Origin of the sequence: Leuconostoc sp. S50, assembly GCF_016624925.1 — a bacterium.
Lineage (GTDB): Bacteria > Bacillota > Bacilli > Lactobacillales > Lactobacillaceae > Leuconostoc > Leuconostoc pseudomesenteroides.
Genome location: NZ_JACVUE010000011.1, coordinates 47,708 through 69,809, shown reverse-complemented (window position 1 = coordinate 69,809; position 22,102 = coordinate 47,708). Strand labels below are relative to the sequence as shown.

At 39.9% G+C, this 22,102-nt stretch carries 17 protein-coding genes; 11 read left to right on the top strand and 6 right to left on the bottom strand.

All coding sequences use genetic code 11. The features are described from left to right. Nucleotides 1-275 precede the first annotated feature (275 nt). Complete coding sequence (locus IAE53_RS09165; protein WP_188353186.1) at nucleotides 276-2,915, top strand: cation-translocating P-type ATPase; 2,640 nt, start codon at nucleotides 276-278, stop codon at nucleotides 2,913-2,915. Between the two features lie 44 nt (nucleotides 2,916-2,959). Here the strand turns inward: IAE53_RS09165 and IAE53_RS09160 are convergent, their stop codons facing one another. Genes IAE53_RS09160 through IAE53_RS09150 form a run of 3 tightly spaced genes read right to left on the bottom strand, consistent with a single transcriptional unit; the run spans nucleotide 2,960 to nucleotide 5,555 of the window. Further along, nucleotides 2,960-3,424, bottom strand: a complete 465-nt coding sequence (locus IAE53_RS09160; RefSeq protein WP_188353185.1) for a substrate-binding protein — start codon at nucleotides 3,422-3,424, stop codon at nucleotides 2,960-2,962. 24 nt (nucleotides 3,425-3,448) lie between these two features. Further along, entirely contained in the window at nucleotides 3,449-4,669 is a 1,221-nt protein-coding gene (locus IAE53_RS09155; protein ID WP_188353184.1) for an ABC transporter permease, read from the bottom strand. Beyond that, complete coding sequence (locus tag IAE53_RS09150) at nucleotides 4,662-5,555, bottom strand: ABC transporter ATP-binding protein (protein ID WP_188353183.1); 894 nt, start codon at nucleotides 5,553-5,555, stop codon at nucleotides 4,662-4,664. Before IAE53_RS09150 ends, IAE53_RS09155 begins: the two co-directional genes overlap by 8 nt. 150 nt (nucleotides 5,556-5,705) lie before the next feature. Here IAE53_RS09150 and IAE53_RS09145 point away from each other — a divergent pair, with 150 nt between their 5' ends. Further along, nucleotides 5,706-5,915, top strand: coding sequence for a hypothetical protein (locus IAE53_RS09145; RefSeq protein WP_010280009.1), 210 nt, complete (start codon nucleotides 5,706-5,708; stop codon nucleotides 5,913-5,915). A gap of 148 nt (nucleotides 5,916-6,063) precedes the next feature. Next, nucleotides 6,064-7,092: a DUF916 and DUF3324 domain-containing protein gene (locus IAE53_RS09140; protein WP_188353182.1), complete on the top strand. Its 1,029-nt coding sequence runs from the start codon at nucleotides 6,064-6,066 to the stop codon at nucleotides 7,090-7,092. Nucleotides 7,093-7,183: 91 nt separating this feature from the next. Here the strand turns inward: IAE53_RS09140 and IAE53_RS09135 are convergent, their stop codons facing one another. The 3 genes from IAE53_RS09135 to IAE53_RS09125 all read right to left on the bottom strand — a co-directional run bounded on the left by IAE53_RS09135 (nucleotide 7,184) and on the right by IAE53_RS09125 (nucleotide 12,261). Then, a complete protein-coding gene (locus tag IAE53_RS09135) occupies nucleotides 7,184-8,803 on the bottom strand; it encodes a MucBP domain-containing protein (protein WP_188353181.1) in 1,620 nt (539 codons plus the stop codon). Continuing rightward, nucleotides 8,800-10,194, bottom strand: coding sequence for a hypothetical protein (locus tag IAE53_RS09130; RefSeq protein ID WP_200136327.1), 1,395 nt, complete (start codon nucleotides 10,192-10,194; stop codon nucleotides 8,800-8,802). Before IAE53_RS09130 ends, IAE53_RS09135 begins: the two co-directional genes overlap by 4 nt. A gap of 114 nt (nucleotides 10,195-10,308) precedes the next feature. After that, on the bottom strand, nucleotides 10,309-12,261 hold the full coding sequence (locus IAE53_RS09125) for a Cna B-type domain-containing protein (RefSeq protein WP_188353179.1): 1,953 nt from the start codon (nucleotides 12,259-12,261) through the stop codon (nucleotides 10,309-10,311). Between the two features lie 608 nt (nucleotides 12,262-12,869). Here IAE53_RS09125 and tgt point away from each other — a divergent pair. The 8 genes from tgt (at nucleotide 12,870) to gtfA (ending at nucleotide 22,078) form a co-directional block, all read left to right on the top strand. Then, nucleotides 12,870-14,090, top strand: coding sequence for a tRNA guanosine(34) transglycosylase Tgt (gene tgt / locus IAE53_RS09120; RefSeq protein ID WP_010279975.1), 1,221 nt, complete (start codon nucleotides 12,870-12,872; stop codon nucleotides 14,088-14,090). Between the two features lie 80 nt (nucleotides 14,091-14,170). Then, nucleotides 14,171-14,536, top strand: coding sequence for a preprotein translocase subunit YajC (gene yajC / locus IAE53_RS09115; protein ID WP_188353177.1), 366 nt, complete (start codon nucleotides 14,171-14,173; stop codon nucleotides 14,534-14,536). A gap of 57 nt (nucleotides 14,537-14,593) precedes the next feature. Next, a complete protein-coding gene (locus tag IAE53_RS09110) occupies nucleotides 14,594-15,328 on the top strand; it encodes an alpha/beta fold hydrolase (protein WP_188353176.1) in 735 nt (244 codons plus the stop codon). Further along, complete coding sequence (mprF, locus tag IAE53_RS09105; protein ID WP_200136328.1) at nucleotides 15,315-17,867, top strand: bifunctional lysylphosphatidylglycerol flippase/synthetase MprF; 2,553 nt, start codon at nucleotides 15,315-15,317, stop codon at nucleotides 17,865-17,867. The genes IAE53_RS09110 and mprF overlap by 14 nt, the downstream gene beginning before the upstream one ends. Nucleotides 17,868-17,870: 3 nt before the next feature. Next, nucleotides 17,871-18,533, top strand: a complete 663-nt coding sequence (locus IAE53_RS09100; protein WP_010279964.1) for a YfbR-like 5'-deoxynucleotidase — start codon at nucleotides 17,871-17,873, stop codon at nucleotides 18,531-18,533. 27 nt (nucleotides 18,534-18,560) lie between these two features. Further along, nucleotides 18,561-19,220, top strand: coding sequence for a histidine phosphatase family protein (locus IAE53_RS09095; RefSeq protein ID WP_188353173.1), 660 nt, complete (start codon nucleotides 18,561-18,563; stop codon nucleotides 19,218-19,220). A 192-nt stretch (nucleotides 19,221-19,412) separates the two neighbouring features. Further along, entirely contained in the window at nucleotides 19,413-20,603 is a 1,191-nt protein-coding gene (locus IAE53_RS09090) for an MFS transporter (protein ID WP_010279955.1), read from the top strand. Nucleotides 20,604-20,605: 2 nt separating this feature from the next. Continuing rightward, nucleotides 20,606-22,078, top strand: coding sequence for a sucrose phosphorylase (gtfA, locus tag IAE53_RS09085; RefSeq protein WP_188353172.1), 1,473 nt, complete (start codon nucleotides 20,606-20,608; stop codon nucleotides 22,076-22,078). The last annotated feature ends 24 nt before the right edge of the window (nucleotides 22,079-22,102 follow it).

The following is a 22,102-nucleotide window of genomic DNA, read 5'->3' as shown; positions in this document are numbered from 1 at the left end:
TTATCATTATCTCATGATATCCACAAGAATTAAATTTTGACAGTGAGTGACATTAACAAATGCAATGACTAATTAAGATGACAATGGTTCATTTTTATTTGCACAGCACATCATGATAGCGATTGATTTATCCAATCAAACTCATTTTGTACGGAAGTGCTTGCACGAGATAGTATGCAACTGCCAACATGACAACGCTGGGGAAAACGTGTCATGGCTACATCATGTAGTTTTATAATCTTCCCATTAATAGTAAACCAACAGGAGGACACTAAATGGAAGCGTTCCGAAAGGGGATTAAAGAGACAATAACATCACATCAAGTTGATGTACAAAATGGCTTATCGTCACAACAGGTGACACAAAGTCGGCAAGAAAATGGTGCTAACGTATTTGACGCTGAGAAAAAAGTTTCATTATTTAAAAAAATATTACTCAGTTTAAATGATGTTGCCACTATTATTTTGTTAATTGCAGCTGTGATTTCATTTGTTGCGACTTATTTAGAATCAAGTGGTAATTACTTTGAAAGTTTGTTAATTATTGGCATCGTCGTCATTAATTCGGCATTGGCCATTGTTCAAGAAGGTAAAGCAGAGGATTCGTTAGCAGCACTACAAAATTTAAACCGCACCCAAGTGAAAGTCCTACGAGACGGTCATGTTGTGCAAATTGACGCTGATGATGTCGTTTTAGGGGATGTTTTAGTTGTCCAAAACGGTAGTGCCATTGCTGCTGATGCGCGCTTGATTGAATCAATTGAGTTGCAAGCTGAAGAGTCTGCGTTAACTGGCGAAAGTTTACCAGTTGAAAAAGATGCAAATGCGACATTTGAGTCAGACAATAACATTGATTTAGGTGAACGCATTACAATGGTTTATCGTGGGACAACTATCGTCAATGGACACGGTCGTGCAGTGGTTACAGCTGTTGGTATGCAAACGGAAATGGGTAAAATTGCCAGTCTGTTGCGTAACGAATCGAAAACGCCGTTGACGCCTTTGCAACGTCGCTTAGTGCAATTAGGTAAAAACATTTCTTGGTTAGCGATTGGTGCTGCCGTGATTGTTTTGGGACTAGGGATTGCGCAAGGCATGGATCTCAAGCATATTTTCTTGACAGCTATCTCATTGGCGGTGGCCGTAGTACCTGAAACTTTGGCTGTTATTGTGACGATGACTTTGGCACTTGGTGTGCAACGGATTGCGCAAAAGCACGCCATCATTCGTCGTTTGCCAGCCGTTGAGACATTAGGAACAACCAATATTATTGCCTCTGATAAAACAGGTACGTTAACGCAAAACAAAATGACTGTTCGAAAAGTTTGGCATGATCAGCACGACGATTTGTTGGATATCGCTGATGGTTTAGATACTTCAGCTCAGGAGGTGCTATCATTGGCCGCCATATCAACCAATGTGGTGGTTAAATCAGTGGATGATCAAAAGGTCTACGACGGCTTGCCAACTGAGGTGGCCTTGGTACGTGCTATTGAATCAGAAACTTCACGTGAACAGCTTTTATCACAATATCCACTTGTCGATCAGGTACCATTTAACTCGACAAAAAAGCGTATGACCACTGTTCACAAACGTCCAGAAGGTGGCTACATAGCAATCACAAAAGGTGCTTTTGATGTCTTATTGCCAATGGTCAAACATGGCAATCGTCAACGGGCTGAACAAGTGAACAAAATGTTCGGCGAGCAGGCTCTGCGTGTTCTAACAATTACACACAAAAACTTTGATGTCATGCCAGAAGAGCCAACACAAGCTTTCTATGAGCAGGATTTAACTTTGGTCGGTTTGGTTGGTATCATTGATCCACCACGACCTGAATCAGCGCCAGCCGTCGAAAAAGCACGACAAGCCGGTGTACGTACCATTATGATTACTGGAGATCACGTCGAAACAGCCAGCGCAATTGCTCGTGAAATTGGCATTTTGCGTGAGGGTGATCAAACAATTACTGGTTCAGAATTAGCTAAGTTGTCCGATCAAGAATTAGATGACAACATACAAAGTTACAGTGTTTACGCACGTGTGACACCAACAGATAAAATCAGAATTATCAAATCATGGCAACGTCAGGATGCAACGATTGCCATGACTGGTGATGGTGTTAACGATGCACCAGCCTTGAAAGCCGCTGATGTAGGTATTTCTATGGGTGAAACAGGAACAGATGTGGCCCGTGAAGCATCAGATATTATTTTGACAGATGATAATTTTGCGACGATTATTAACGCCATTTCTGAAGGACGTGGTGTTTACGTTAAGGTCCGCAAAACAATTAATTTCTTATTAAGTGCTAACATTTCTGAGCTATTAGTGATTTTAATTGCCATGTTGTTAGGCTGGGGTTCACCTCTGTTACCGGTTCATTTGCTGTTCATCAACTTAGTGGCCGACGGATTACCGGGTTTTGCACTGAGTCGAGAACCAATGTTGACAAATGTTATGAACCAACCGCCAATGCCCAAAAATGCCAAGTTATTTGGACAAGGGCTTGATAGACAAATTGGGTTGAACGCAATATTGTTTGCGGTAGTGACGCTAATTGCTATTTGGATGGGTCAAAACGTAACATTGGGTGGATTACAGCCTAATGAACAAGTTGGACAAACAATGGCATTTATCATCTTATCGTTAACTTCGATTTGGCACGTCTTTAATATTCGATCAGAAAAAACGCTATTTGCAATCAGCTATGGTGCTAATAAGTCGCTAGTCAATATGGCGATAATCGCGACATTGATTACTTTAGCTATTTCGTTAGTACCACTGACACAGATATTATTCGGCTTAACAGCGCTTTCAATTGCTCACTGGGCAGTCATTCTGGTATTGTCAGTATTACCAACTATTGTCATCGAGTTATTCAAACGCATGCGCCCCAACTTATTTAAAGTCTAAAAAGAACCAGCCACAATTTTGTGAGCTGGTTCTTTTTGTACTGATTATTTAAGTAATTGGTCTTGTGCGATGATAAATTGGGTGAGCGTTTCATCGTTAATACGCTGATTATGTTGTTTTAAAAAGCGTCGATACAAAAATCCAATTCTTGGTTGAAAAATAAATGTTGTTGGTGCGCTAAAGTCATCTTCTAATAGTTGATAAGTTCGAATGGCGCTTGCAATTAAAATTTGTTCTGCCTGATTTGCAATTAACGATAAGTCGTTAGTTTCTTCAAACAAAAATTGTTTCTCAGCGGCTGCTAATGCTTGCTGAAATCGATTGAGATTGTCTGGTTCGATAGCACTATCTTGAGCAACGCTCAGCATTGTTTGTTTAAAGCTCTCAACGGCGGCAGGTGTGGCAGCCGTTGTTAATTCGAATCGTTCAAACGGCATACCGTTGGGCGTTGTGTGCGTTTCATAGTGAAACCATTGTGGATCAGTTACAAAGTAGGGGGTGTTAGTCATGTTAAAATACCTGTTAATTAGTAATCATTTTTTCAAAAGCTTTCCGGTAATTTGTTTCATGATGGGTTCGTCTGAATATGATAAGACATTTTTGGCATAAATACCTTGGCCAAACCAAGCCAATAGAATTAAGGCAATAAATGAAATACCAAGTGAAATCAAGGCAGTGGGCCATCCTTCAACATGTGTGACTAGCCGTACTGGCATCATGGATTGTGAGACAAATGGGACGTAGCTTAATGCGCGAATGGCAATGTTATTAGGCATAAACGTCATGAAATAACTAAACATATAGCCAATCATCGCTAAAAATGAAATAGGTTGAACGGCTTGTTGAACTTGTGCGTTGTCATTAATTAACGAAGCAATCATCGCTGTCAATACCAAATATAAGGCAACGGCTACGAGTATAAAGGCTAGGGCATAGAGTAGAAATCCAGTTGTCACACCATTCAGATTAGACGTAATCATTTTGACAAAAACATTGTCTTTCAAAAAAATAACTGTAGCAAATCCGGCGATCAGATAAATCAGCATGTGCGTCAAGGCTAATAGAAAGACACCAATTAATTTACCAAAATACTGAATGCGAGCAGAAGTGGCTGCCAACAAAATTTCCATGATGCGTGACGATTTTTCGTTGGCGATTGCGTTGGCAATCATTGAGGTATACCACATTACCACAATCATAGTAATGACACCAATCGCAACAGCGATGGCGTAATTCGCACCCTCAGTATTGGCACCACTTTCAGACTGATTTGCTTGTTGTACAACAGTTTTGAAGTTAATCGGCTTCATGAAATCGGCGGTCTGTGCAGCAGTTAAGCCGTACTGCGTAGCCTTTTTGGCTTGTGAGAGTTGATTTAAAATAGTGGCAATATCGTCTTTTGGTACTTGTTCACTTTTGGGTTGGGTTGTCAGTGTCGCTGAATCTGACTTTAAAGTTAAGACACCATCCAATTTTTCTGATTTTAAGGCTTTGTCTGCTTGCTTTTCGTTAGTGATTTTGGATATCTTCATGTCCAAATTTTTTGCTGACTGAACAAAAGTAGCTCGTTCGCTGGCTTGTCCGATAACGGCCACTGTGGGCGTTGTGTTGCCCTGCAGTTGTGTTACACCAAAGGCGACACCACCAATGACGGCGACAAAAATTAAGGGAGATAGTACCAAAATCCAGTAGCCACGTGATTTGAAGTTAGCTCTTAGCGTATCTTTAATGACAATATTAAGTTGTTTAATCATGAATAGCGACCTCCTGACGGAAAATGTCATCTAATGTCGGTGGTTGTTGGCTGAATGCTGGAATATAGCCATTTCTCGTTACTAAGTCAAAGACGCGACGTCCAGCAGCTTCATCAGATAAAATCAAATCAAAGCCGGTACCTTGCTTAGTAACAGTGGCGACGCCTTCAATTGCAGCCAGTTCACTTGCTGTTGTTGGTGATTCAACATACACACGCGTCCGTCCGAATTGTTCACGGATATTTTGGACCGGCCCTTGTAAGACCGTTTTACCGTTTTTAAGCATCGTTAAGTCATCAGAAATTTTTGTGACATTGCTCATGTCGTGACTTGAAAAAATGATCATAGCACCGTTATCACGCATACGGATGATTTCGGACATCATAAGACTGGTGTTGACTGGATCCAAACCTGAAAAAGGTTCATCCAAAATAATGAAGTCTGGCTCAAAAATCAAAGATGCAATCATTTGAACTTTTTGTGCGTTACCTTTCGATAAAGTCTGAACCTTATCTGTTGGTTTGCCAACAACATCTAAACGCTTCATCCATTGAATTAACGATGATTTGGCGTCAGCACGCGACATACCATGTAGTTCAGCAAAGTATAAAACTTGTTCCTCTACTGTACGCTTTTGGTATAAACCACGTTCTTCGGGCAAAAAACCAATACGTTGTTTGTCTAGTTGGGTGATTGGGTGGTTATCCCACAAAATTCTGCCTGAACTAGGTTGAATAAAGTTCAAGATCATACGAAATGTGGTCGTCTTTCCAGCGCCATTTTGGCCGATGAGACCCATGACTTTTCCAGGCGTTAAAGTCATATTCATATCAGCAACGGCAAGATGTGTGCCAAATTTTTTGCTGATGTCAGTTAACTCAATCATATTACGCTCCTCCACGTTCATGTAATCCTATGGTATAGGACCTCTCTTATACTCCATTGTGACATAGTTAGCAAGCTAGAACAAGTTAAGATGGTTGCATTCTTGCAAAAAAAGAACTATAACAGAGTTAAGTAAAGGGGGCCATAAATCATGGCAGATGAAAAATTTGAAACTTTAGATATTCCAATGAATGAAGTATTTAGTTGGAGCGAGGACAAAACCCCACTACGTGATGCGCTATGGAATCATTTCATGGAAGCCAGTAATAAAGATACTTTGTCAACATTGAAGCACTTGAAAGCGTTTGAAAAAATGTCTTCTGACGAAGTGAAAACCGAAGCTGCTAAAGTACTACAATAAGTTAAGCAAAAGAAATTCAAGCGGTGTGGAGCTGCTTGATTTTTTTTGTCTATATTTTGGTCTTAATTAATTCACAAAACGCGCAAAGATACGCCACAATGACTCGCTATAATTAAAGCATAAACTCTTAATGTAGAAGGAATAGGCGATGAATTTAAAAAAAATAGGACTGATTTTAGCAGTGACTGCAATAACGATGGCACCATTACTAAGTTCTGTTAACGCGGAAGATAATAGTGTTGGTTTGCGCGTTAGCGCCGTTTTGCCAGAAAATCAACGTTCAAACGACATTTCGTATTTTGATTTGTTAGTTAAACCAAAGGATCAACAAACACTCGTTGTGAATGTAGCTAATACCACAAATAAGCCGCAAACTGTGAATACAGCCGTGAGTGCTGCTACAACAAATGTCAATGGTGTTGTAGAATATGCCCCATCAAAGAACAAACTTGATCAGTCGGCGCCAATTGATATGGCAAAAATTGCGACTTTACCTAAGTCAATAGAAATTCCTGCCAATAGCTCAAAAAAATTAGAAGTAAAATTAACCATTCCTGATAAAAATTGGGATGGTGTTGTGGCTGGTGGTATTACGGTGACACAAGCCGAAGCAACTCAAAGCAGTAGTAACAAAAAAACCGGTGTCACGATTCGAAATCGTTATGCATACGCAATTGGTGTGTTGCTGCAAACAAAACAGGATTCAACGGTAGCTGAAAAATTGAATTTGGCTAAGGTAACTGCTGGTCAAATTGATGCACGCAATGCAATCATTTCCGAATTGCATAATACTTCCGAAACATATCTTAAGAAAGTATCTGTGACATCAAAAGTGACGCGTGTCAACAGCAGTAAAGTGCTATACGAAGCTAAGAAAAGCGATATGAAGGTTGCACCAAGTTCGATTTTTAACTACCCAATCAATTTAAAAGGACATGCCTTTAAAGCGGGTCGTTATACAATGGATATGACTGTTAAATCTGAAAAAAGCACTTGGCATTTCAAGAAAAACTTTACTATTACAACTAAAGAAGCAAATGATTTGAACGCCAAGGATATTACAATTGTGCATGACGAAGGCTTCAATTGGTGGTGGATTGTTTTGATTGTCGCTATCATACTAGCTCTGGGTGCCTATATTTGGAAACGTCGTCGTAATCAAACTAACAAGAAATAAATCAAAAAACCTAAAAATCAGTCCCACATCTCTGAAAAATAAAGAGTAGATGTGTGGATTTTTTTAGGCTTTTTGATATAAAATCATGACCTTATCGTTCGGCTAGTAGCGTGTAGTGTGCTAATAGTGTAACGACTTGGCTAAATGAAGATGATTCACTTGCTGGGCTTGGTTGAAAATTAGGCTGGGCAATTTCGTTAAAATCACTTACCGTGTCCTGAAATAATGCGTATGGTTGATTATTGGAGATGACATGTTTCTTTTTTGGGGTTGTAACAGCGGGTGATTGTTTCTTGCTGGGTGTTTTTTCAGATTTAGGCGTGGTATTTTCAATAGTTGGTTGGCTAGTTGATGACGACTGAGGTGTTGCTTGTGGACTGATTGGATTTGTCTTTTGGTCTGGCTGTGCTAGTGCTTGGATTGGGTTTGCAGCACTATCAGAGCGTGGGGAAATGTTCTGATTGATCACTGTTTGACTAGGCTTTTTGGTGAGATGAATCGTGAAATGCCAAGCGGTGTTATTGTCCTTTGGCAAAACAAAGCTTCCTGGCCAGTCCGTTTGAGAGATTGTGTAGTCCTTCAACTGTGTCAGGGTCATTATTGGTGAAAAATCAATTTGTTCACCGGTTTGTCCAGAAAAAATAGCCTTGCGTAGGATTTTTCCTTGGTATTCGAAGCTAATCGTAACGTACTGTGTTAAGGGCTCGTAATAATAATCAATGCTTTGGTTATCATGATAAGTAAAAATACCGCTGGCATTATTTGGTTGTGACACAAGTTTAAAGCCGGGCAATGATAGTGGCTTTGTTTGGTATGTGTCATTAAGTGCGCCAGAAATTTTTTGTGATGGCGCAAGCGGATTGCCTGATTGGTCAAGATAATTGACAGTTAATGAGCTAGTAAAAGGGTGGTAATCGTTATGATCAATAATAATTTGTTGCAGGTTATGATTCGCACCAGTTGAAGCCGAAAAGACCAAAGAGATTGGTTGCGCCAAGATCTTTTGGTCAGTGATTTGGTAGGACCAAGTTTTAGATTGATAGTTAATCAGAATGGTATGCGTACTAGCTTGGTACTTAATTTCAAGTGGTTCAAAGTCATTCGTATCATGCTGCGCTATTTCTTTGGCATCTTTTGAAAATGTCTGGATAACGCCAGTCTCATCTGAACCAACGAAAGCACCAAAAGGGATACCGTTTCCTTGCGTTTTGCCAAATTCTTCAGGGTCTTTAGTAAAGGAACCAGCATCATCGGAAGCGTTATAGAAAGTGTCTAGCTTGAAACCAAAGACATTGGCAATGCGTCCCAACCCAAAAGCGCCGCCGTTTGTATGATTGACTTGATCGATATGATCAAATGGTACTAATGCAAAGGCTAAGCCGTCGCCACCACCGTGTTGTTGGTTTTTTGAACCTAAATTAACTTGTAGCACCATTGAAAAATCTTGTGATAAATCGATGGGCGTATTTTGATATGCGGCCCCTGATAGGGCTGACTGATCTTCAGTTAATGTGAAAATGTTGCCCTTAATGACAGCAGAGCCATTGGTTGTAAAATGTGAGGTCAGCTGTTGCTGTGTCCAGTGATTTTGTGTGATTAGCACATTTGCATGGGCAATTGTAGCGGGAATGAGCTGGTTGACGGTTAATAATGTCGAGCTGAAAGCTAAGAGATAATAAAGGCGATTGATTTTATTCTGCTTGTTGGTCATTTTTTCTTTAACCTTATAATAAGTTCGGCAAGTGCCTGCCAGTCACTGATAGTTGGGGGTTTTTTCCAAATAACCTGTGGTGTGGCAATTCTATCGGATGGCGTGTCAGACAAATAAATGTCGCCCTCTTCAGAGGACCACTCTGTTATAAATTTGACACTGGCATGACTGATATGATCTTTAAGCATCGCTTCAATCATATGATTCGTAAAAGGTGAACCCGCGAAATTGACGATAATCGTAATGTTGTCAATTTTAGTGATGTCGATGTAATAAAAAATAATGCTGATGATATTTAAAATAAACGCGTTTAAATAGGTCGCAGGTATAATCTCTTTAGGTGAATTAATGGCGGGAAACATTGTCTCAACTGAGTAGTAAATTGAAGGATAAATATCTTGAAAATATTGAGTTGATATGTTTTCTTGTGATATAAGCGCCCATTGATTGTTAGTTGTAAACTTTAAGCAATAACGTGCGGCAGCTTGGCTAATTTTTTCAGCATCTTGTGGTGTACACGACAGAATGTGCTCACGTAATTTGGGCATTATAATCGTTGACAATCGTTCCAAAATGGGTTGAGCATAGTCAGTAAAAGCGATTGGGGCAGAAACTTCTAACAAATCAAAAATGTTGAGGGCACTTAGTAAGTGAGAAAGCACAAAATTGTCTTCAGGAATAGCTAAGTGCTGACTAATAGCTTTTGGAATTTTGTCATCAACGTGAATATGTTGATCTTCTTGTTGAATGATTGGTGAGCAAATTTTTTGATTATGGGTCAGTTCATTCAAAAAAATACTAATGAGTAGACGCTTTTTGTCTGCACCGTGCTCATTGATATAGCCTTGAGAAATTAAAAATTGATTTACCTCTTGACTAGCTGTTTTGATGTAGTGATCAAAAGCGGGGGTTGTGTCGTAGTATTTGAAAATAACAAATGCGGCTGAAATGACTGTTTCTGGTGAGTCAAGGTCAATTAAAGTCGATAGGGTATTTTTTTGGATAAAAAAGTAAGAGGTGTTCCAACCATATTCGGATTCCATATAGTTATAGTTGGGCATTTTACCTGAAATTAAGCGTTGCTCTAATAATAATTTGATTGGGGATAATTCAAAAAAATAACGGGAGAGTCGATACACATGGTAGCGCGTCAACGTCATAGTTTGATAGATAATCCCACGTTTTAATTCAATCCAGTTAAAACCAAATAAAACACTAATATCACTATTCAGTGAATCAAGTGACTCTCGAATCAAATAATCAGATACCTTGAACTGATTTGTTAAGTCGCGAAGCTCAAAAGTGTTTTGTTTATTTTCCAGTAGTGTGGATAATAATTTAAGCTTTAAAGCATCGTTTTTGTTAATAAATTCATTTAAGATTGAGGACATAGTAACTTTCCGTTTGTAAGTATATCAACCCTAGAGTTGATATTACATTCATTATATTACGATTGGCGAATCATGCAACAAAAAACTCATCAACTATTTTGATGAGCTTTGTTGTCAGTTGCGATACTTTTGATACCATATCAGAGTAATAGCAGTCATTACCAATGCTAAGCATACTAGAGGTACTGTCGTTTTAGCTTCTGCGCTAGTATTTGGTAAGTTCTGCTTTTGAGTAGCAGTTTCTAAAGTGCTAGTTGTGGTTGAATCTGGTGCGGTTGGTGCACTTGGTGTGACTGGTGAACTTGGGTCTATCGGTGTTGGATTAACAGGTGTCACTGGATCGATTGGTTCAGGCGTTGGCGTCAAATGATTGATCAGATTATAACCTGATACTTCAGTTTTATAGCCTGATACCTTGTCTTCAGTGATGTGATAGACAATTTTTTTACCGTTTTCGTCGTACTTTGGCAAATTAGTGAACTTGTATGCCCACTTGTCTGCGGCGCTAACCGTTTTTGTTTGGATAATCTTATCACCTACTAGCAAGTTAACTTTGATATTTTCAGGACGCAGACCAGCTTGATTGTTGCTGTCGTCCCAAGTTTTCGTCCCAGAAATTGTGGTGATATCAGACAACGTGTTGGTAAAATTATTACCGTCCTGTGTTGAAGTATAGTGATCAACTGCTTCTTCTTTGACAGTATAAGTATAGGCATCACCTTTAGCATCATATTTTGGCAAATTAGTGAATGAATATTGCCAGTTTGTCTTTGCTGTGACTAATTGGGAATTAATTTTCTTGCCATTTTGGAAGAGGTCGATGGTAATGGCTTCAGGCCTTAGACCTTCAGCATCATTGTCATCTTGCCAAGTTTTTGTACCATTAACTGTTTGCGTGGTTTCACCACCGCCACCACCGCCGTTAGTTGGTGAATAAACGTCGACAGTTTGCTTTTGAATATTATCTCCGCTTAATTCACCGGCATTTTCGTACTTTTCAGATTGACCATTATCGGTACTCTTTGTTGTGTAATCAATGTAAACAGTATCTGTTAAATGATTAAGGTCAACATGGAATTGTGTACTGCTGTCTTCATGGACATCTGAAGTTGGTACCATACTCGTGATAACAAAATTTTGTTCACTCGCATCGGTGAATTGAATGTGATAAGCGCTTACTGAGCCTGCCACCAGTGTCTGCTTTTGTCCGACAAAATCAGTGTAAACGGCATTTTGAATGTCGGTCTTGGCATAGTTAACACGAACACGCCAGTGGATGAGTGACGGGTCATTTCCGTCATACCAACCCCATTTATTTAATTCTTCGTCTGGGGATGGCTTGATATTACCGGGGTCAATATCAATGTCAGTGGAACCACTGTTACCCCAGTCGACTGGCACGGTTGTATCTGTGTCAACTTTTGACATATCCCAGTGAACCCAAAGATTGAAGTGAGCAGTGATGCCATTAGCGGCTGACTGTTCGGCATAATTAGTTAACGTGATTGTAACTTTGCCTGTGGTGTGGTCAGCGACTGCGTGACCAATCACGTTACCACCTGCATCAGTAATGTCAAATGTGACATTAGTTGACAACGTCAATACTGTTGGTACGTTAATTGTCATTGTGTCACCAGCCTTGATGGCTGTGCCGGCCGGAATACTGAGATCCCAATGGGCTTGCATATTGTCATAAATCCCAAAATTTGTTTTGGGATTACCATTCTCATCCTGCATTTCGGCGTGCGTTACGAACTGGTCACCCCAGTCAGTTGCTGCTTTCAAGGCAGGTGCACGAGATTGCGCTTGTGCATTGGCTAATTGGTTGTCAGCTTTTTGATTCTGTGTGGTTGGTAAGCTTGATGACTTCTCAGCGTTGACTGGAAGTATTGTTGCCTTTGTTGTTTCTTGTTGTTTGGCAACATCAGTGCTGTTATTGTTTGTGGTGCTTGATTGGGCAACTGGTGTTTCAGTTGTCGCACTTTGTGCGGCTGCAGCTATTGGGGTTGCAGCAAAAGTGCTCATCATGACCACTAAACTAAACAGCGTGGTAAATTTTTTGAACATGCTTTCTCTCCTTCTGTTATTCATTCGTTCATCAGACATTCTAACAGGAAACAACTTTATTTCATTCTCAAAATTTTAATTCAAAATCAAAAAAAAAAAAACACGACGATATACGTTATGGTCAAGGCGCTTGAGAGGATATATAGATTGTAGTAATAGGTTCAAAAAAGTCATAATCTCGCTGTTTTGTTCACAGTCAGTTCATTAGTTCTTCCGCAAAGCTTCACAACTTTTAGAGATAATAATTATGTGAATGAAATTCACATCTACATGGGAGGAATTTGGCTCATAGGCGTTTTAAAAGCTAAAAACACCTAGATTATAGGCCATTCTGAAAGCAATGGCGGTTGTGTTAAGATATAGGTATAAAATGTCTGCACAATCCCAACTTATTGCTAGTAGTGAAACAGCAAAACGGGGACATGCTTACCACAAGATATTTTGTGTGGTCTAGGTAGGAAAAAATGACGATTTCGTCGTTTTTTTTTAAAGCCTAAAATGAGCTTAGTTTGACAATGTTCGGATTTTTCACGTACAATAGTAAAGTAACTAATTAACTGAAAAGATTGATTTCTAGCAAGTTAACTTGCTAAATATGGAGAAATAACATGGCAAAATCAGAACATCCGGCAGTGTGGTATGAGCATCTGCATACCGAGAAGTACACTGGCGCAAGACGAGGCCGCATTCACACGCCGCACGGCACATTTGAGACGCCAATGTTCATGCCAGTTGGTACACAAGGAGCCGTCAAAGGCGTTGGCACGCGTGAATTAAAGGATATTGGGGCCCAATTTATTTTGAGCAATACTTATCACTTATGGGTTCGTCCTGGGGATGAGCTAATCGCGCAAGCTGGTGGTTTACACAAATATATGGGTTGGGACCAAGCCATTTTGACTGATTCAGGTGGCTTCCAAGTCTTCTCACTGGCTGACGCTCGTAAGCTCAAAGAAGAAGGCGTCACTTTCCAAAACCACGTCAATGGTGACAAGATGTTTCTATCACCTGAAGTGGCAATGAGAATTCAGAATAATTTGGGTTCAGATGTTATGATGCAACTGGACGAAGCCATTCCGTATTTTGAGACTTATGAATACATCAAGGAATCAATGCAACGGTCATTACGCTGGGCCGAACGCGCGCAAGTTGCTCACAAAAATCCTGACACTCAAGCTCTGTTTGGTATTGTACAGGGCGCTGGTTTTAAAGCATTACGTACGGAGTCTGCTAATGGCTTAGTTGGCATGGACTTGCCCGGTTATGCAGTCGGCGGCTTATCAGTTGGTGAATCTAAAAAAGAAATGAACCGCGTGCTTGATTTCACTATGCCACTGTTGCCAGAAGACAAGCCGCGCTATCTTATGGGCGTGGCAGCACCTGATTCATTGATTGACGGCGTTATTCGTGGAGTTGATATGTTTGACTCGGTCTTGCCCACTCGAATTGGCCGTAAAGGTACCTTAATGACACGCTTTGGTCGTGTCGTCATCAAAAATTCAAAGTACAAAAATGATTTCACGCCATTGGATCCAGATTTGAGCTATTACTCACCTAATCCAATTCGCCGTGATCAATTTGGCAACTTAGCACAATATGATTTGCCAGACTACAACCCATTCCAAAATCTGACACGCTCATACTTGCATCACTTGTTTAATGCCAATGAGTTATTGGGAGCGCAATTAGCTTCAGAGCACAATTTGCGCTTTCTGCTACAATTCATGGAAGATATGCGCACAGCGATTGAAAACGATGAGTTATTGGCTTTCCGTGAGACAGTCATGGAAGAATACGGTTACAACAAACCAAATGCACGTCTTTTTTAAATTTGGTACAATAGAGATACTAGTGAAATTGTGGGTTTTAGACAAAATATGCTCACAGAATGAAGAAAGTAGGATATAACATGTCTTGGAATTTGATTTTGCCATTGATAATTATTGTGGCAATGTTTTGGTTTATGTCACGTCAACAAAAAAAGCAACGTGAACAACAACAAACTATGCAAAATAGTTTGCAAAAAGGTAGTGAAGTTGTCACAATTGGTGGCTTACATGCCGTTGTTGACAGCGTCGACAACGCTGCAAAAACTGTTGATTTAGACGCTGAAGGCGTTATTTTGACATTTGAATTATCAGCAATTCGTACGATCAAGAACCCTGTTGCGCCTGTGGCAGACAAGCCAACAGTTGATGACTTGAAGCCAGCCGAAACAGTTGAAGAAACAGAAAAGATTACTGACGATACTGACAAGCCATCAGATAGCAAGTAAATTTTCTTAACGGTATAATAAAAGGGAGCGAAAGCTTCCTTTTATTTTGGAGAAAATATGAAAACACATGCATTAACCATGTCGGATGGTACAAAAATTGTTTATGATGAATATGGCGATGACACACTAACAACTGTTTTGTTGTTGCATGGTAACGGTAGTTCTGCGCGTCATTTTAAGCGACAATTGCCAACCTATGCCGCACACTTACATGTCATTGCGATTGATTCAAGAGGGCATGGTCGTTCTAATAATACACAAACGGATATTAAGATTACTGATTTAATTAGTGACATTGAACAAATTCGTATGACGTTACACGTTGATCAAGTCGTCATTTTGGGTTACAGTGATGGTGCCAACATCGCTATGAAATATGCCATAAAATATCCGCAACATGTGTCGCGTTTGGTACTTAATGCGCCTAATTTGACTTCAGAAGGCGTCTACAAAATTCTTTGGTGGGGAGATAATGTTGCACAAGTCGCGACTGCGGCAATGGCACCTTTCAGTGCTTATGCTAAGCGGCGCCATGAGCAATTGCATGTAATGAGCGAACCGCTCAATATTACTTGCCAGCAATTGTCAGATTTAATCATTCCTACTTTGCTAGTCATCGGTGAGTTTGATTTAGTCAAGCGGCGCCATATCGAGCATATTGCTGAAATAATGCCACATGCGCAAGTCATGATTTTAAAGGGACATGGGCATTTTGTTACTTACACCAACCCGCGCAAGTTTGCGCAATTGGTGGCACCATTTTTAATAGGGGGAAATGATGCAAAAATTTAAACACTTATTATTACGATTGGTTATTCCAACCATTACCTTGATTTTGGTGACACAACTAATCCTTATGACACGTGAAATTACCTGGCAGGCAATTTGGTCAAGTATTAACGACGTGGCATGCTGGCAAGCTGCTATCTTGATTTTGCTGGGTTTGTTGGCGGTGCTGCCAACTTTATATAATGACCAAATATTAAGTCGCTGGCAGGGGTATCAGCTGAGTAATAGCGAGTTATTACAACGTTCATGGCTCATTAATGTGATTAACCTTAACGTTGGTTTTTTTGGTGTCTTGAGCGTGTTGTTACGGCGCATTTTTTATAGTGACCAAGCGCGTAAGAATGGCGTGAAACCCTTCTTACAAATGTATTTTTTGGGACAAACTGGTTTACTGTTATCGGCAGTATTAGTTTTATTTGATTTGTTAGTTTGGCATAGTCACTATTTTTCCGATGAAATCGGTTGGTTGGCCATATTAATCATTGTTGGGATTACCGCTTTGGCAGTATCATTGAGTTCACGTTTGAAAGCTTGGGATGGACTGACTTGGCCAGTTGCTGGCAAATTAATGTTAAATGCTGTGGTTACTGTTAGTGCGCAAATGATTTTGTTTTTAATCATCGGCATTATCATTAATGTTAAATTAAGCTGGTTAAATATTTTAATTGTCTTCGTTATTGCTAGCACAATTGCCCTGATTTCAATGGCGCCGGGTACTTGGGGCGCGTTTGAAGTGGCGGTTTTATTGCTGATTAGTTTGTTTGGTATATCTCGTGTTGACGGTGTCATTTGGCTCATTTTGTATCGTGTGACCTTTAATTTAGTACCATTATTGAGTGCGCTGGGTTTGCTATTTTTCCGGCTATCAAAACAAATTAATCATAATTTTCGTGGCGTGCCACATTATGTTGCGCAAGCCGTGGTACATCGTTTGGTGACGATCGCGCTTTATTTATCTGGTATTTTACTGGTGTTATCTGGTACGATGCCTCAAATCGTTGAGCGAATACCATTATTTAACCAACTTAGATTGTGGCCGATTACTTATGCATTGGCTAATCAATTGCCTAGTATTCTATTAGGATTCTTAATTTTGATGAACGCACGTGGTGTGGCTAATCGTGTAGCGCGTGCTTATCAATCAACTATTATTGTTTTAAGTCTGACAGTCGTATATGTGCTATTTTTCTATCGCCATCTATTGCCACTGATTTTGATTGGCTTAGTATTAATGGCAGTTATTTTTAGCAAAAAAACATTATACCGCTCACAGTTTATACACGCTTGGGAAGAACAAACCATTGATGGTGTGATATGGGGCGCCCTGATTGCTGGTTACTTAATGTTAGGCTTCATACATGTGCCAAGTATTCATCGTCACTTCACACATGTTGGTCATTTACCATCTATTCATTGGTGGTGGCTAGGAGCCATTACGATAGCGATTGTCGCGATTTCTGTTTGGCTGTTAGCACAATTTTTGCATGCCAAACAACGGCCATTAGGCACTGAATTTGATGAAAAGCGTGTACAAGATATCTTATCAATTGGTGACAACCATTATACCAGCTTGATTTTTTTGGGCGATAAACGACTTTATTTTTATCAAGTTGAGGAACATGATGTTGTTGGTTTACAGTTTAGATTAGTCAATAATAAGGCTATGGTGATGGGTGATCCATTTGGGGAATCACGTTATTTTGCTGAAGCCATGCAAGATTTTGTTGAGGCGGCTGATCGACTCGGCTACGTACCTGTATTTTATGAGGTCAGTGAGCGTGTAGCGATGCTAGCTCATGAGTTTGGTTATGACTTTTTCAAACTAGGTGAAGAGGCGCATGTTAATCTTGCTGATTTTTCAACGGCTGGTAAAAAAATGCAGAATATTCGTTCAGAAATGAATCAAGCTGGTCGCGCTGGCTTTGAATTCAAAGTTTTGACACCACCATTCAGTCCAGACGTCATTGCGCAAATGCAGGCAATTAGTGATGAATGGTTAGCTGGTCGCGATGAAAAAGGTTACTCATTAGGTTTTTTTGACCCTAATTATTTGCAACGTGGCGAGGTGGCCATTTTGGAAAAAGATGATCGCATTGAGGCGTTTGCTTCATTGGTGGTTTCACACACAGAAAAGCAGATGGCAGTTGACTTAATGCGCTTCACCGCCTCAGCACCTAATGGGGTGATGGATGTTCTCTTTGTTAATGTCTTCAAGTATGCAAAGTCGCAAAACTATGAAACTTTTAATTTAGGCATGTCACCCTTAGCCAATGTTGGACTTCATCGGCAAAGCTTTGGACGCGAGCGATTAGCTAACTTAGTCTATCAATTCGGATCCAAAGTTTATTCCTTTGAAGGCTTACATCACTACAAAAATAAATTTTCTCCTAAGTGGCAGGCAATGTACATTGCCTATTCGAGAAAAAGCAGCATTATTGCTGTGATGATTGGACTACTGAAGGTTGATAATAAGGGAGTGGCTCATGCACCAGAAATAGATTTGCGTTATACTAAAGACAATTTGGATGAGGAGGGCAATTAAACAATGCCAATGCATGAATATTTTATGGGCATGACACAACTAGAGCTCATTAATCGCGCGCCGGGATTTTTCAAATATCAACCCCACAACGTAGCGGCGCACTCTTGGAAAGTGACGCAAATCGCGCAGTTTTTAGCGGATGTTGAGGAACAAAATGGTGCCAAAATTAATTGGCAATCGGTTTATGAAAAAGCCTTGAATCATGATTACACAGAACGATTTATCGGTGATATCAAAACACCCGTGAAATATGCGACCTCAACCTTACGGTCGATGTTAGCTGACGTAGAAGATTCAATGACCGAAAATTTTATCAAAACAGAAATCCCAACACAATTTCAAGCGGCCTACACACGAAGGCTTGGTGAAGGTAAAGACGACAGCATTGAAGGACAAATTTTGTCCATTGCAGATAAAATTGACCTGATGTATGAAGCGTATGGCGAACTTGAAAAGTTTAATCCAGAACCAGTCTATGTTTCAATTTTCCAAAGCAGTTTAGAAGCACTTTCTGAGTATCAATCGATGGCGAGTGTTAAGTATTTAGCCACTGAAATTTTACCAGACATTTTCCACGAAACTTTCATCCACAAAGCATTGTTATATGATCTAGCGAAAAGTCTACTACCTGATTTCGCTGCGAAAGTTAATAAGCCAACACAGTAAAATTTACCATTTAGAAAGGCAAATATAATGAAATTATATGTTGTACGTCACGGGCAAACCATCTTTAATCAACTCAACAAAGTACAAGGGTGGGCTGATACACCACTTACTAAAAAAGGTGAAGAAGATGGGAAAATGGCTGGTCAACGACTAAAAAATGTCAAATTCAATGCTGCTTATTCTTCAGATACGTCGCGTGCTATCCACACGGCTGAGTTTGTCTTGGCTGAAAACAATAATCCCACGCCACAGTTGAAGTTTATGCCTGAATGGCGTGAATATTTTTTCGGGAGCTTTGAAGGTGGTAGCAACGATATTATGTGGGGTGCTGTCGCTGATGCATTCGATGTTAGCGAAAAAACGCCTGATGCGATTGCTGAGTCAATACATGATATGACGGCTATCATGAACAAAATTCATGAAGTAGATCCGCAACATATTGGCGAAACTGCCGCTGATTTTTGGCAACGTATGTCGGGGGCATTGGACCACTTGAAAGCCAAGCATCAACCCAACGATAATATTCTAATTGTGACTCATGGACAACTGATCGGTAACTTGGCGCAACACTATGCTCATCTTAATGACGCCCAGCGTCCTCGTAATGGTGCTGTTGCCGTGTTTGATTTGGATGACAGTGGTTTGAGAGTGACTCATTTTAATGATTTGGAAACTAATTTCATCTAAAAATAGATGTATTTAAAAATTCTTTACTTTTACTAGCAAATAAAATAAACCTTTTAGCCATGATGTTTTCACAATTGTTTCTGAAAACATCATTGTTATTTTCTTCACAAAAATTTGATAAACGATTGACATTTTAGAGTGGAACCGGTTACAATATTATGGTAAGTGATTATCATAATTGAAGGAGATAACATGGTTAAACAAGATAGCCTGCTCACTAAGATTGCGTTTTTGGGCATTTCATTTGTCTTGACAAGTGCGTATGCTATTAACGGGGCATTGCCACAAATGACTGAGGCATTGCACATTTCATCGACAGAGGCGCAGGTTTTGGCAACAACACCATCCATTACGGTGACAGTTTTTGTCCTATTGAGCAGCTTTATAGCTGCAAAGCTAGGTGACAAGAACACTATCATTTTAGGTGTGACGTTAGTAGGGTTAGCTGGTATTGTGCCAATGTTCACTGACTCATACGTGATCATATTAGCATCACGGACAATACTGGGTGCTGGGTTAGGTATTTTTAATTCATTGGCAGTTTCTATGATTGCAGTGATGTACAATGGTAAAACACGTGCGGCGATGCTAGGATATCGCGCAGCTGCTGAACAAGTGGGGCAAGCCGTTTTGACTTTGCTAGCCGGCTTGTTACTGGCGTTTGGATGGCGCGCAACATTTTTGGTCTATTTGATTGCCTTTCCAATCTTATTCTTATTCATCAAACGCGTGCCTGATACCTCAGAGATGACGCCGTTACAATCGTCAAAATCTGAAAAGACAACAGTTGAAAAAATAACGCGAATTAGTCCCTTAGTGCTTGTCTTTACACTATTTGCTGCATTTTTAGTGATTGATTACATGGCCATCCAATTGAGCTTCCCTTTTATGGCAACTGAATTAAAAGGTGAAGGGTATAATACATCCCCAATCTTATCAGCGATGCTAATTGCTGCAACAGTTGGTGGCGTAACTTATGGCTGGTTTGTGGCGACTTTTGGTCGCTTCACACTGCAAATTGGTTTGGTATTGATGGCAGTCTCTAACTTCTTAGTGGCCTTTTCACATGGCAATTTCATCATGTTGATTGCAGGGGTACTACTGATTGGTTTCCCACTACAATTAATTTCACCATTCATTTTTAATCAATTACCAAAATTGGGACCAGTTGCGCGTCAATCGTTGATTACTTCAATCATTTTGATTGGGTTTAATGTTGGGGTCTTCGTTGAACCAATGTTTGTGGCGACTTTTGCCAGCTTGATTGGTCACGGTGGTGGCAGTGCTGCCGCATCAGCGTATGCTACAATTCCTTATTTGGGATTAGTACTGCTCATTATCGCAATCGTTACAGTTATTACTAGCAGAAAACAGGAGAAATAATAATGGAAATTCAAAACAAAGCAATGTTGATCACTTATGCTGATTCGTTGGGAAAAAACTTAAAAGATGTTCATCAAGTCTTGAAAGAAGATATTGGAGATGCGATTGGTGGGGTTCATTTGTTGCCTTTCTTCCCTTCAACAGGTGATCGCGGTTTTGCGCCAGCCGATTATACTCGTGTTGATGCCGCATTTGGTGATTGGGCAGATGTCGAAGCATTGGGTGAAGAATACTATTTGATGTTTGACTTCATGATTAACCATATTTCTCGTGAATCAGTGATGTATCAAGATTTTAAGAAGAACCATGACGATTCAAAGTATAAAGATTTCTTTATTCGTTGGGAAAAGTTCTGGGCAAAGGCCGGCGAAAACCGTCCAACACAAGCCGATGTTGACTTAATTTACAAGCGTAAAGATAAGGCACCAACACAAGAAATCACATTTGATGATGGCACAACAGAAAACTTGTGGAATACTTTTGGTGAAGAACAAATTGATATTGATGTTAATTCAGCGATTGCCAAAGAGTTTATTAAGACAACCCTTGAAGACATGGTAAAACATGGTGCTAACTTGATTCGTTTGGATGCCTTTGCGTATGCAGTTAAAAAAGTTGACACCAATGACTTCTTCGTTGAACCAGAAATTTGGGACACTTTGAATGAAGTACGTGAAATTTTGACACCATTAAAGGCTGAAATTTTGCCAGAAATTCATGAACATTACTCAATCCCTAAAAAGATCAATGATCATGGTTACTTCACCTATGACTTTGCATTACCAATGACAACGCTTTACACATTGTATTCAGGTAAGACAAATCAATTGGCAAAGTGGTTGAAGATGTCACCAATGAAGCAATTCACAACATTGGACACGCATGATGGTATTGGTGTCGTTGATGCCCGTGATATTCTAACTGATGATGAGATTGACTACGCTTCTGAACAACTTTACAAGGTTGGCGCGAATGTCAAAAAGACATATTCATCTGCTTCATATAACAACCTTGATATTTACCAAATTAACTCAACTTATTATTCAGCATTAGGGAATGATGATGCAGCCTACTTGTTGAGTCGTGTCTTCCAAGTCTTTGCGCCTGGAATTCCACAAATTTATTACGTTGGTTTGTTGGCAGGTGAAAATGATATCGCGCTTTTGGAGTCAACTAAAGAAGGTCGTAATATTAACCGTCATTACTATACACGTGAAGAAGTTAAGTCAGAAGTTAAGCGACCAGTTGTTGCTAACTTATTGAAGCTATTGTCATGGCGTAATGAAAGCCCTGCATTTGATTTGGCTGGCTCAATCACAGTCGACACGCCAACTGATACAACAATTGTGGTGACACGTCAAGATGAAAGCGGTCAAAACAAAGCTGTATTAACAGCCGATGCGGCCAACAAAACTTTTGAAATCGTTGAAAATGGTCAAACTGTTATGAGCAGTGATAATTTGACTCAGAACTAAACTATATTTGAATTAATTGCTAAG